At 57.3% G+C, this 11,705-nt stretch carries 10 protein-coding genes; 7 read left to right on the forward strand and 3 right to left on the reverse strand.

Annotation, left to right across the window (positions count from 1 at the left end):
* Positions 1–22: 22 nt before the first annotated feature.
* Positions 23–703 (forward strand): D-allulose 6-phosphate 3-epimerase, encoded by a 681-nt coding sequence (alsE, locus tag C1Y42_RS21215; RefSeq protein WP_021506849.1) that lies wholly within the window; start codon positions 23–25, stop codon positions 701–703.
* A 92-nt stretch (positions 704–795) separates the two neighbouring features.
* Here alsE and C1Y42_RS21220 read toward each other — a convergent pair whose 3' ends face one another.
* Positions 796–2,136 carry an aspartate aminotransferase family protein gene (locus C1Y42_RS21220; protein ID WP_104094287.1) on the reverse strand — a complete coding sequence of 447 codons (1,341 nt, stop codon included), beginning with the start codon at positions 2,134–2,136 and terminating at the stop codon, positions 796–798.
* A 173-nt stretch (positions 2,137–2,309) separates the two neighbouring features.
* Here C1Y42_RS21220 and C1Y42_RS21225 point away from each other — a divergent pair, with 173 nt between their 5' ends.
* The gene (locus C1Y42_RS21225; protein WP_088516188.1) at positions 2,310–3,083 is read left to right on the forward strand and encodes a DeoR/GlpR family DNA-binding transcription regulator; all 774 of its coding nucleotides are present in this window, start codon (positions 2,310–2,312) and stop codon (positions 3,081–3,083) included.
* 51 nt (positions 3,084–3,134) lie between these two features.
* Here C1Y42_RS21225 and C1Y42_RS23495 read toward each other — a convergent pair whose 3' ends face one another.
* Together C1Y42_RS23495 and fdhD are read right to left on the reverse strand one after the other, a co-directional pair.
* Complete coding sequence (locus tag C1Y42_RS23495) at positions 3,135–4,250, reverse strand: glycosyltransferase family 9 protein (RefSeq protein ID WP_146068813.1); 1,116 nt, start codon at positions 4,248–4,250, stop codon at positions 3,135–3,137.
* Between the two features lie 205 nt (positions 4,251–4,455).
* Positions 4,456–5,286 carry a formate dehydrogenase accessory sulfurtransferase FdhD gene (fdhD, locus tag C1Y42_RS21240; RefSeq protein ID WP_104094290.1) on the reverse strand — a complete coding sequence of 277 codons (831 nt, stop codon included), beginning with the start codon at positions 5,284–5,286 and terminating at the stop codon, positions 4,456–4,458.
* Positions 5,287–5,429: 143 nt separating this feature from the next.
* On the opposite strand from fdhD, the gene fdnG reads away from it, so the two are divergent.
* The 5 genes from fdnG (at position 5,430) to C1Y42_RS21270 (ending at position 11,699) form a co-directional block, all read left to right on the forward strand.
* Entirely contained in the window at positions 5,430–8,477 is a 3,048-nt protein-coding gene (gene fdnG / locus C1Y42_RS21250) for a formate dehydrogenase-N subunit alpha (protein ID WP_146068814.1), read from the forward strand.
* A gap of 12 nt (positions 8,478–8,489) precedes the next feature.
* The gene (gene fdxH / locus C1Y42_RS21255; RefSeq protein ID WP_021506856.1) at positions 8,490–9,389 is read left to right on the forward strand and encodes a formate dehydrogenase subunit beta; all 900 of its coding nucleotides are present in this window, start codon (positions 8,490–8,492) and stop codon (positions 9,387–9,389) included.
* On the forward strand, positions 9,389–10,030 hold the full coding sequence (gene fdoI / locus C1Y42_RS21260; protein WP_031279592.1) for a formate dehydrogenase cytochrome b556 subunit: 642 nt from the start codon (positions 9,389–9,391) through the stop codon (positions 10,028–10,030). Before fdxH ends, fdoI begins: the two co-directional genes overlap by 1 nt.
* Positions 10,030–10,956: a formate dehydrogenase accessory protein FdhE gene (fdhE, locus tag C1Y42_RS21265; RefSeq protein ID WP_058770768.1), complete on the forward strand. Its 927-nt coding sequence runs from the start codon at positions 10,030–10,032 to the stop codon at positions 10,954–10,956. The genes fdoI and fdhE overlap by 1 nt, the downstream gene beginning before the upstream one ends.
* 131 nt (positions 10,957–11,087) lie before the next feature.
* Positions 11,088–11,699: a glutathione S-transferase gene (locus tag C1Y42_RS21270; RefSeq protein WP_104094292.1), complete on the forward strand. Its 612-nt coding sequence runs from the start codon at positions 11,088–11,090 to the stop codon at positions 11,697–11,699.
* Positions 11,700–11,705 lie beyond the last annotated feature (6 nt).

The following is an 11,705-nucleotide window of genomic DNA, read 5'->3' on the forward strand; positions in this document are numbered from 1 at the left end:
TTTGCGTAATGAGGAAATCAGCATGAACGCCCGCTTTTCACCGTCCCTGATGTGCATGGATTTGACCCGCTTCCGCGAGCAGATCGAAGCGATGAACGCCAGCGCCTCGTTCTATCATGTCGATATTATGGATGGCAGCTATGTTAAGAATATTACGCTGTCGCCGTTCTTTATTGAGAACCTGCGTAAAATTACCGATGTGCCGATTGATGTGCATTTAATGGTGAACCACCCGGAAGATATTATTCCGATGTGCATTGATGCCGGTGCGGATATTATCAGTTTCCATCCGGAGACGGCGAATAACAAAATTTTTCGCCTGCTGACGCAAATTAAAGAGGCTGGCCGTCGCTGCGGCGTGGTGCTGAATCCGGCTACGCCAGCCGACAGCATTCGTGAATATGCGCATCTGCTGGATAAAGTGACGGTGATGTCGGTCGATCCCGGCTTCGCCGGGCAGAAATTTATTCCGGAAACGCTGAACAAAATTCGCCAGCTGATCGCTATGCGGGAAACGCACGGTTATCACTATCTGACCGAAATCGATGGGTCGTGCAATGCGCGCACCTTTAAGCAGATTGCCGCCTCGGGCGTCGACGTGTTTATTGTCGGCACCTCCGGCCTGTTCAATCTCGATGATGATGTGGCACAGGCGTGGCAGAAGATGGAGCAGATTTTTGCCCAGGAAACTGCCGCAGCGTGATGTCCTTTCACGCCCTGCCAGATGCGCATCAACGCGCGTCTGGCACATTATGCTGAAGGGTCGCCATTCATGGCGACCTGATATCTGAATAATTAACGCCCCAGCTCCGTCAGCGACTTATCCAGTGCTCCCACCAGCCAGTCGATATCACCGCTCTGGAACGCCAGCGGCGGACGCAGTTTCAGCACGTTGCCGTACGGCCCGGCCACCGACGTCAGCACATGGTGATCGCGCAGCTTCTCGATCAAATCCAGCGCCAGCGCTTTGTCCGGCGTCTTACTGCTGCGATCCTGCACCAGCTCAAACCCGATAAACAGCCCGGCACCGCGCACATCACCAATGCAGTCATGGCGATCCATCAGCTTCTGCAGCTCCGCCAGCAGCTGGGCGCCGACCACGCGGCTATGCTCCTGCAGCCCCTCTTCCTGGATCACCGTCAGCACCGCCTGCGCAGCGGCCATCGCCACCGGGTTGCCGCCGAAAGTATTGAAATAAGGGATCTCGTCGCTGAACGCGGCCAGCACGTCGCTTTTCGCCAGCAGGCCGGAAACCGGAATACCGTTGCCCATCGGCTTACCGGTGGTGACCACATCCGGCACCACGCCGTGACGGGCAAAGCCCCAGAAGGCATCGCCAGTACGGGCAAAGCCGGGCTGCACTTCATCAGCGATAAAAATGCCGCCGTTAGCATGCACCACATCTACCGCTTGCTGCAGGAATCCGCGCGGATTAGGCAGCACGCCGTCGGAGGAGAAGATCGAGTCGGCGAGGAAACCGGCGAATTTAATGCCGTGCGCTTTCATGTCATCAATCTGCTGCTGAATCTGATCGGCGAACCATGCCCCGAGGTCGGGCGCATCGACACGATAAGCATCCGGCGGTGGCACCAGGCGGGTGGTAACGGCCAGCGGCTGACCGCTACCGAGTGCCGGTGACGCGCCAGAGGTCAAATCACTGGTTCCGTGGTACGCCTCCTGCGAGACAATAATACCGGTGCCACCGCTCCAGGCGCGCGCCACGCGAATCGCCAAATCATTGGCTTCTGAGCCGGTACACATATACATGGCGCGGTCGATGGCTTCCGGCGTGGTCGCCAGCAACGCTTCGCTGTAATCAAGAATGCGCTCGTGCAGATAACGCGTGTGCGTGTTCAGCATCTTCATCTGCTGATTCACCGCCTCAATGACCGCCGGATGGCAGTGGCCGATACTCGCCACATTGTTATACACATCCAGATATTTATTACCCGCCGCATCCCATAAATACTGCCCTTCGCCGCGCACCAGATGCACCGGCTTGCGATAAAACAGACGATACGATTCGCCCAGCACTTTGCTGCGCTTGTCCGTCAGAGTGCGGGTGGCCGGATCCAGCGCGTCGGCGTGTTCGGCGCGAAAACTGTTGGTATCCATGATGGTGGAACGTGTAACCATGGTAACTCCCGTTGCGAAGGTGAAAGGGGTGTTTGCAGCCTGATCTCTGCGAACATCATGCCTGCTTTAGTGAAAAATGCAACCAAATACACAAATACAACCAAATACACATGACGCCACGATGACACTCAGGTAAGCTTAGGCCCAGCTTCGCTCTGCCACAGGGAAACGTCATGCTGCAGGAAACCCGTTTACATCGCATTCGCGCGCTGCTGAGCACGCAACATCAGCTCAGCACTGAACGCATCATCAAAGAGCTGGGTATTTCGCGGGAAACGGCACGGCGCGATATCATTTCGCTTGAGGCGCAGGGGCTGGCGCGCCGCGTACATGGCGGTCTGGTGGCGCTGGAGAGCCCGCCGGAGCCACCGCTGCAGGTGCGCCGTAACGCACAGGCCAGAGAGAAACGCGCGATTGCCGCCGCGGCGGTACAACATCTGCAACCCGGCCAGACGCTGTTCCTCGATGCCGGCACCACTACCACGCTGCTGGCTGAAGAGCTGCGCACCATGTCCGGCCTGACCATCATCACCAACAGTCTGCAGGCGGCACTGGCGCTTAGCGCGGCCGAAGAGCATGAAACCCTGAATAACCAGGTGCTGCTGCTGGGCGGCATGATGATGGCCGGCGCGCAGCAGACGCGGGGAGAAATGACGGTGGGGGAAATTTATCGATATCGCGCCGACGTGGCGCTGCTGTCACCGGTCGGCATCGATGCCCGAAACGGCGCCAGCAGCTTCCATCCGCATGAAGCCGCCATCGCGCACGCCATGGTACAGCAGGCCAGCCGCACCCTGCTGCTGGCGGATCACAGCAAACTCGGCGTGATCAGCCGTACCCAGTACGCCCCTGTCGGCGATATCGATCTGTTGATTTGCGACGGCGGCGCGGCAAAGCCTGGTGCACTCAGCGCTCTGCAGCAGGCGTTAGCGGTGCAGGTGGTGTAAGGAACTGCCCGATGCACGGTCACCGTACTGACGGCACAGTGACCTCATCGATTATGGCTGAACCAGCGTGTGGATTTTTTGGCTTATTTTCTCAACCAGTCGTCCGTCATTTTTAAAAACAAACTCGTCGGAAAATATCTGATGGCCGTTACTGTAGCCAGGCGACCACAGCTGATTATTTTTCAGGGAGTCCTGATAGATGCCAACCAGGGCTTTGTTATAAGCCGCCGAGATATGCACCACGGCGGTATCAGGAGTAATCACGCAATCACTTTTCTTAACCGCAGCGAAAGCGTGATACAGCGAGGGAACGCGATATAACTTCGCAGGGTGCAGCGATGCCTGTTCCAGCGCGCCTTTGTGATCAAGCACCACGATATTGGTGGCCGCATTGTGCCTGACAATCGCCCCGATTAGCTCATTCAGCTGCTGCTCAGAGAGGTCACGGTCGGCATGACTGGCATAAATATTGATTAAAATATTGTGCTCATCAGCGGAAAACATGCCGGACTGGTGAATTTCGGAATCAATTCGCTCAGGATAAAATATTTCATAATTCAGCCCATCAACCGTCTCAACCTGAAGATAGTCAAGAACCGCACGATAGATATTTTTAACGTGGTTATTAAGGTGATCGAACTGAATATTGATATCGTAGGGTTTAAGCCAGCCAGGCTTGTTGAAACCCAGCGTCATTTTAGGATTGATATCGGCAATCATTTTGGGCATATACAGCGCGGTTTGCCAGATAGCCGTATCGATCAATAAATCGTAAGCATTGTCTCTCAGGAGGGTAACGACCTCACTCCCGATGGCGGTGTCATATTTATCGCGCTGATGACAATCGCTGAAACTCTCCGAGAGATAGATGTTGTGAATATACGGGTTATGTCGGAAAAGGCTCTCATTCTCCTTTACCGCCAGAATATCTACACGATACCCGGCTTCAAACAGCGCTCTGAGAAAACACGTAGAAACGATGGCATCGCCGATTTTACCTTCATTGCGAACCAGCAGAATGGATTTGATATCCTGTCTATTCTGTTTGTGGCCTGAAGACTTTTTCCATTTCCTTGCTGCAAAATAAAGATCAAGAGAATATCTAATCTCTTTCTTTAAATAATTACGCCTGCGATTCAGCTGCCGCAGCTTTTTAATTAAAGCCATAATGGATATATTATTATTGATTGAGACGTTAATGATAGCGCATCAACTTCTTCATTCCTATCGAAAAGAATGTCACATTAAAAACTATTGCATGCATATTATTTAGCAGGCTAACCAGAAAAAGCGCAGCGTAATAAAAGATTGCCTGACACCTCCCGGTACGCTGCACGCCGCGAACGATAAAATTCCCGGCATGTACCGCTCATCAACCGTTAATCAGACGCTGCGGATGGCTGTACACCGTGGCGCGTCCCGGTTTAGAAAAACCGACCAGCGTCAGGTTACAGCGCTCGGCCACCTCAACGGCCAGCTGGGTGGCGGCCGAGACGGCAAACAGAATCTCTACGCCGCACATGGCAGATTTTTGCACCATCTCATAGCTGGCGCGGCTGGAAACCAGCACCGCACCCTGCTGCCAGTGCTGCTGGCTGCGCTGACCCAGCAGCTTATCCAGCGCCACGTGGCGACCCACGTCTTCGCAGCCGCCCTGCAGTTCGCCCTGCGGCGACATCCACGCGGCGGCGTGCGTACAACCGGTCAGATTGCCGATGGGCTGGAAATCGCGCAGCTGTGCCAGCCCGTTATCGAGGCAGGCCAGATCGAAGGTCTGCGTAAACGGCAGCGGCTGCACCGGCTTGCCGATTTGATCCAGCTGCTCCACCCCGCATACACCGCAACCGGTGCGGCCCGCCATGGCGCGACGCTGCGCCTTCAGCGCCATAAAACGCCGGCTGGAGAGTTCGATCTGCACTTCGAACCCATTGCAGCCCGGCACCACATCCATGCCATAGATCTCGCCGGATTGCTCAATAATGCCTTCGGAGAGCGAAAAACCGAGCGCAAAAGCCTGCAGATTATCCGGCGTCGCCATCATCACCACGTGTGAAATACCGTTGTAGACCAGCGCCACCGGCACTTCCTGCGCCAGCCAGTCGCTTTCCGCTTCAGTAATCGCGTGGCGCTGCCATACGGTGGTCTGGCTCAGTCCTGCGATCTCATTCACATTCTGGTTACTTTTTTGCTGTTTCGCTTTCACTTCTCTCGTCTCGCATAACAACCACATTAAAGTAGTGGTAATATCAGGTCGCTTTTGACGCAATCCTGCGTGGAGCCATTCTGAACCCCGGCTCCATCCAGCGCAAAAAAATTATTACAGCAATGTCGACTCAAGGATTACCCATGAACGTCAGCCGAAGAAAATTCTTCAAGATCTGCGCTGGCGGTATGGCAGGAACCACGGCAGCACTGCTCGGCTTTACGCCGGAAGCCGCGCTGGCGGAAACACGGCAGTATAAGTTGCTGCGTGCCCGCGAAACCCGTAATACCTGCACTTACTGCTCAGTCGGCTGTGGCCTGTTAATGTACAGCCTCGGCGATGGCGCAAAGAACGCCAAAGAGACCATTTTCCACATCGAAGGGGATCCGGACCATCCGGTGAGCCGCGGCGCGCTCTGTCCGAAAGGCGCGGGCCTGCTTGATTTTGTCCACAGCGACAGCCGTCTGAAATATCCGGAATACCGTGCGCCAGGCTCCGACAAATGGCAGCGCATCAGCTGGGATGACGCCTTTACGCGCATCGCGCAGCTGATGAAAGCCGATCGCGACGCCAACTTTATCGCGCAGAACGCCGCCGGCGTGACGGTAAACCGCTGGCTCTCCACCGGCATGCTGTGCGCTTCGGCCTCCAGCAACGAAACCGGCTACTTAACGCAAAAATTTACCCGATCGCTCGGTATGCTGGCGGTCGACAACCAGGCACGCGTCTGACACGGACCAACGGTAGCAAGTCTTGCTCCAACATTTGGTCGCGGTGCGATGACCAACCACTGGGTCGACATCCGTAATGCCAATCTGGTTGTGGTGATGGGCGGAAACGCTGCTGAGGCGCATCCGGTCGGTTTCCGCTGGGCGATGGAAGCCAAAATTCACAACAAAGCCAAACTGATTGTTATCGATCCGCGCTTCACGCGTACGGCATCGGTGGCAGACTTTTACACGCCTATCCGCCCCGGTACCGACATTGCCTTCCTGTCGGGTGTGCTGCTGTGGCTGCTGCAGAATGACAAAATCCAGCATGAATATGTGCAGGCGTACACCAATGCCAGCCTGATCGTGCGGGAGGATTACCATTTCGACGACGGCCTGTTCAGCGGCTACGACGAAGCCAATCGCAAATATGACAAAACCAGCTGGAACTACGAGCTGGGCGACGACGGCTTTGCCAAACGCGATGACAGCCTGAGCCATCCGCGCTGCGTCTGGAATCTGCTGAAGCAGCACGTCAGCCGTTACACGCCGGAAATGGTCGAGCGCATCTGCGGCACGCCAAAGGCGGATTTCCTGCACGTCTGTGAGCTGATTGGTGAAACCAGCGCGCGCGACCGCACCACCTCGTTCCTGTATGCGCTGGGCTGGACACAGCACTCCGTCGGGGCGCAGAACATCCGCACCATGGCGATGATTCAGCTGCTGCTGGGCAATATGGGGATGGCCGGCGGCGGCGTCAATGCGCTGCGCGGACACTCCAATATTCAGGGTCTGACCGATCTCGGCCTGCTGTCGCAAAGCCTGCCGGGCTATATGACGCTGCCGTCAGAAAAACAGACCGATCTCAACAGCTATCTGGCGGCGAACACGCCGAAGCCGACGCTGCCGGGCCAGGTGAATTACTGGGGCAACTACCCGAAATTCTTCGTCAGCATGATGAAAGCCTTCTTTGGCGATAAAGCGCAGGCGGAGAACAGCTGGGGCTTTGACTGGCTGCCGAAGTGGGACAAAGGCTACGACGTGCTGCAGTACTTCGAGATGATGTCGCAGGGCAAGGTCAACGGCTATCTGTGCCAGGGCTTTAACCCGGTGGCGTCGTTCCCGAACAAGCGCAAAGTGATCGATTCACTGTCGAAGCTGAAGTTCCTCGTCACCATCGACCCGCTCAACACCGAAACCTCGACCTTCTGGCAAAACCACGGCGAGTTTAACGATGCCGATCCGGCGCAGATTAAGACCGAAGTGTTCCGTCTGCCGTCGACCTGCTTTGCCGAGGAGAACGGCTCAATAGTCAACTCCGGCCGCTGGCTGCAGTGGCACTGGAAAGGTCAGGATGCGCCGGGCGAAGCGCTCAACGACGGTGAAATTCTCTCCGGTATCTATCTGCGTCTGCGTGAGATGTATGCGCGCGAAGGCGGTGCACAGCCAGAGCCGGTGCTGAACATGACCTGGAACTACCTGACGCCCGACAATCCGGCCTCGGAAGAGGTGGCGATGGAGAGCAACGGCAAGGCGCTGGCGGACATCTACGATGACAAAGGCACGCTGCTGGTGAAAAAAGGCCAGCAGCTCAGCACTTTTGCCCATCTGAAAGATGACGGCAGCACCAGCAGCGGCTGCTGGATTTTCGCCGGTAGCTGGACACCCGACGGTAACCAGATGGCGCGCCGCGATAACACCGATCCGAGCGGGCTGGGCAATACGCTGAACTGGAGCTGGGCGTGGCCGCTGAACCGCCGCATCCTGTATAACCGCGCCTCCGCCGACCCGCAGGGCAACCCGTGGGATCCGAAACGCCAGATCCTCAAATGGGATGGCAGCAAGTGGGGCGGTATGGATATTCCGGACTACAGCACGGCCGCGCCGGGCAGTAACGTCGGGCCGTTTATCATGCAGCCGGAAGGCATGGGCCGCCTGTTCGCCATCGACAAAATGGCAGAAGGACCGTTCCCGGAGCACTACGAGCCGTTTGAAACGCCGCTCGGCACCAATCCGCTGCATCCTGACGTGGTCTCCAACCCGGCCGCGCGCGTGTTCAAAGACGATCTGGCGGCGATGGGCAAAGCGGAGCAGTTCCCGTATGTCGGCACCACATATCGTCTGACCGAGCATTTCCACTACTGGACCAAACACGCGTTGCTCAACGCCATCGCGCAGCCGGAACAGTTTGTGGAAATTGGCGAGAAGCTGGCGAACAAGCTCGGCATCGCCCAGGGCGATACGGTGAAGGTGAGTTCCAACCGCGGCTATATCAAAGCCAAAGCGGTGGTCACCAAGCGCCTGCGTCCGCTCAACGTCGATGGCAAAACTGTCGATACCATTGGCATCCCGATTCACTGGGGCTATCAGGGCGTGGCGAAAAAAGGCTTTATCGCCAATACCCTGACGCCGTTTGTCGGTGACGCCAACACGCAAACGCCGGAGTTTAAGGCGTTCCTGGTTAACGTCGAGAAGGTGTAACGGAGAACGAAGATGGCTTATCAATCGCAAGACATTATCCGCCGCTCCGCCACCAATGGTTTCACGCCTGCCCCGCAGGCGCGTGACCATCAGCAGGAAGTGGCGAAACTGATCGACGTCACCACCTGCATCGGCTGTAAGGCGTGTCAGGTCGCGTGTTCAGAGTGGAACGACATCCGCGACGAGGTCGGTCATAACGTCGGGGTGTATGACAACCCGGCGGATTTGACCGCCAAATCCTGGACGGTGATGCGTTTCTCGGAAGTCGAGGAGAACGGCAAGCTGGAGTGGCTGATCCGCAAGGATGGCTGCATGCACTGTGCCGACCCCGGCTGTCTGAAAGCCTGCCCGTCGGAAGGCGCGATTATTCAGTACGCGAACGGGATCGTCGATTTTCAGTCGGAACAGTGCATTGGCTGCGGCTACTGCATCGCCGGCTGTCCGTTTGACGTGCCGCGGCTGAATAAAGACGACAACCGCGTGTATAAATGCACGCTGTGCGTCGATCGCGTTAACGTCGGTCAGGAACCGGCGTGCGTGAAAACCTGTCCGACCGGGGCGATTCACTTCGGCAGCAAAAGCGATATGCAGCAGCTGGCTGCCGATCGCGTCGCCGAGCTAAACACGCGCGGCTATGCCAACGCCGGGCTGTACGATCCGGCTGGCGTCGGCGGCACGCACGTCATGTACGTGCTGCACCACGCCGACAAACCGCAGCTGTATCACGGCCTGCCGGCCAACCCGAGCATCAGCCCGGCGGTCACCTTCTGGAAAGGCGTCTGGAAACCGCTGGCTGCTATCGGCTTTGCCGCCACCTTCGCCGCCGCGGTGTTCCACTACGTTGGTGTCGGTCCGAACCGGGTGGAAGAGGACGACGACGAAAACCTGCATGAAAAAGAGGAGCGCGAATAATGAAAAAGCGCGATCGTCTGGTGCGCTACAGCGCGCCGGAACGCATCAATCACTGGATTGTCGCGTTCTGTTTTGTGTTTGCCGCGCTCAGCGGACTGGGTTTCTTTTTCCCGTCGTTTAACTGGCTGATGCACGTGCTCGGCACGCCACAACTGGCGCGTATTCTGCACCCGTTCGTCGGCGTGGTGATGTTTGCAGCCTTTATTATCATGTTCTTACGCTACTGGAAGCACAATCTTATCCAGCGCGACGATCTGGTATGGGCGAAAAATATCCGCAAAATCGTGCGTAATGAAGAAGTGGGCGATACCGGGAAATACAACTTCGGGCAGAAGTGTGTGTTCTGGGCTGCTATCATCAGCTTAGTCTTGCTGCTGGCGAGCGGAATTGTCATCTGGCGCCCCTGGTTCGCCGGGTACTTCACCATTCCGCTGATTCGCGCCGCGCTGGTGGTGCATTCGGTCTCGGCTGTGGCACTGATCATGACGATTATGGTGCATATTTATGCCGCCCTGTGGGTGAAAGGCACCATTACCGCCATGGTTGAGGGCTGGGTACCGGCCGCGTGGGCGAAGAAACATCACCCACGCTGGTATCGCGAGCAGCGCCAACGCCAAACACAACAGGAAAAACGTCCCTGATGAGTATTCGCATCATCCCGCAGGAGCAGCTGGAGAAGAGCGAAAAGAACACGGCGGAGCAAGTTCCGCCGTTACTTTTCCCCCGGCTGAAAAATCTCTACAGCCGCCGTGCGGCGCGGTTGCGTGATCTGGCGGCGAAAAATCCGCTGGGCGACTACCTGCGTTTTGCCGCGGTGATCGCGCAGGCCCAGGAAATCGTGCTGTATGACCATCCGCTGCAGATCGATCTGCATCAGCGGCTGGCAGAGAGCGCGCAGCAGGGCAAACCGCCGCTGGATATCCACACTTACCCGCGCGATGTGCACTGGCAGCGGCTGCTGCATTCGCTGATCGCCGAGCTGAAGCCAGAGATGAGCGGCCAGGCGCTGGCGGTGCTGGAGAATCTGGAGAAGGCCTCGTCCACCGAGCTGGAAACCCTTGCCAGCGCGCTGCTGGAGGGCGAATTCGCCCAGGTCAGCAGTGATAAAGCCCCGTTCATCTGGGCGGCGCTGTCAATTTACTGGGCGCAGATGGCAGCGATGATCCCCGGCAAAGCGCGGGCCGAATATGGCGAGCACCGTCAGTTCTGCCCGGTGTGTGCCAGTGTGCCGGTCGCCAGCGTGGTGCACATGGACGTTGGCCAGCAGGGTCTGCGCTATCTGCACTGTAATCTGTGCGAAAGCGAGTGGTACGTAGTGCGCAGCAAGTGCTCGAACTGCGAGCAAACGCGCGATCTGCATTACTGGTCGCTGGACAGCGAGCAGGCCGCCGTGAAAGCCGAAAGCTGCGGCGACTGCGGTACCTACCTGAAGATGCTATACCAGGAGAAAGATCCGGCGCTGGAACCGGTGGCCGACGATCTCGCCTCGCTGGTGCTGGATGCCCGCATGGAGCAGGAAGGATTCGCGCGCAGCAGCCTGAATCCGTTTATGTTTCCCGGGGATTGATGCAGTAAATTTACTCATTCTGCGATTTGTAGCGGCGCGATTTATCGCGCGGTTTTGCACCATCAAACCCTGCGCGATAAATCGCGCCGCTACAATGTGGAGCCTGGCATTTATCGCAACGGAGACATCTGATGAAACTGATTGGCAGCTATACCAGCCCGTTTGTGCGCAAAATCTCAGTGATCCTGCTGGAAAAGGGCCTGGTGTTTGAATTCGTCAACCACTCTCCGTGGGAGCCTGACAGCCACGTCCCGCAGTACAATCCGCTGGGTAAAGTGCCGGCCTTAATTGATGACCAGCAGCTGACCTGGTTTGACTCCTCGATCATTGCTCAGGTGATTGAACTGCGTGGCGATGCGCCTGCCCTGCTGCCCGACGACGCACTGCGCGCCCTGCAGATCCGCCAGCTGGAGAAGCTGGCCGACGGCATCAATGATGCGGCGGTGATGATCGTGCGCGAGCAGATGCGTCCCGGCGATCGGCAATCGGAAGAGGTGCTGCTGCGTAATCGCGAGAAAATCGCGCGCGGCCTCGACGCGCTGGAAACCGCTGCCGCGCAGGGCGAGTTGCTCAACAGCGGCACGCTCAACCTCGCCGATATCGCCACCGGCTGCACCCTGGGCTATCTCAATTTTCGCCGCGTGCTGCCCAACTGGTGCGTCAATCGCCCGGCGCTGGTTAAACTGGCAGAAACGCTGTTCGAGCGGGAAAGCTTTGCCCGTACGGTTCCGCCCACCCACTAAGTGATG

Origin of the sequence: Pantoea sp. ICBG 985 (assembly GCF_002928365.1) — a bacterium.
Classification (GTDB): domain Bacteria; phylum Pseudomonadota; class Gammaproteobacteria; order Enterobacterales; family Enterobacteriaceae; genus Pantoea; species Pantoea dispersa.

Excerpts from the sequence above, each read along its gene's own strand:
- C1Y42_RS21220 (WP_104094287.1), bottom strand. The coding sequence starts at position 2,136 with ATGGTTACACGTTCCACCATCATGGATACCAACAGTTTTCGCGCCGAA.
- alsE (WP_021506849.1), top strand. The coding sequence starts at position 23 with ATGAACGCCCGCTTTTCACCGTCCCTGATGTGCATGGATTTGACCCGC.
- C1Y42_RS21270 (WP_104094292.1), top strand. The coding sequence starts at position 11,088 with ATGAAACTGATTGGCAGCTATACCAGCCCGTTTGTGCGCAAAATCTCA.
- fdoI (WP_031279592.1), top strand. The coding sequence starts at position 9,389 with ATGAAAAAGCGCGATCGTCTGGTGCGCTACAGCGCGCCGGAACGCATC.
- C1Y42_RS21225 (WP_088516188.1), top strand. The coding sequence starts at position 2,310 with ATGCTGCAGGAAACCCGTTTACATCGCATTCGCGCGCTGCTGAGCACG.
- fdhE (WP_058770768.1), top strand. The coding sequence starts at position 10,030 with ATGAGTATTCGCATCATCCCGCAGGAGCAGCTGGAGAAGAGCGAAAAG.
- fdxH (WP_021506856.1), top strand. The coding sequence starts at position 8,490 with ATGGCTTATCAATCGCAAGACATTATCCGCCGCTCCGCCACCAATGGT.
- C1Y42_RS23495 (WP_146068813.1), bottom strand. The coding sequence starts at position 4,250 with ATGGCTTTAATTAAAAAGCTGCGGCAGCTGAATCGCAGGCGTAATTAT.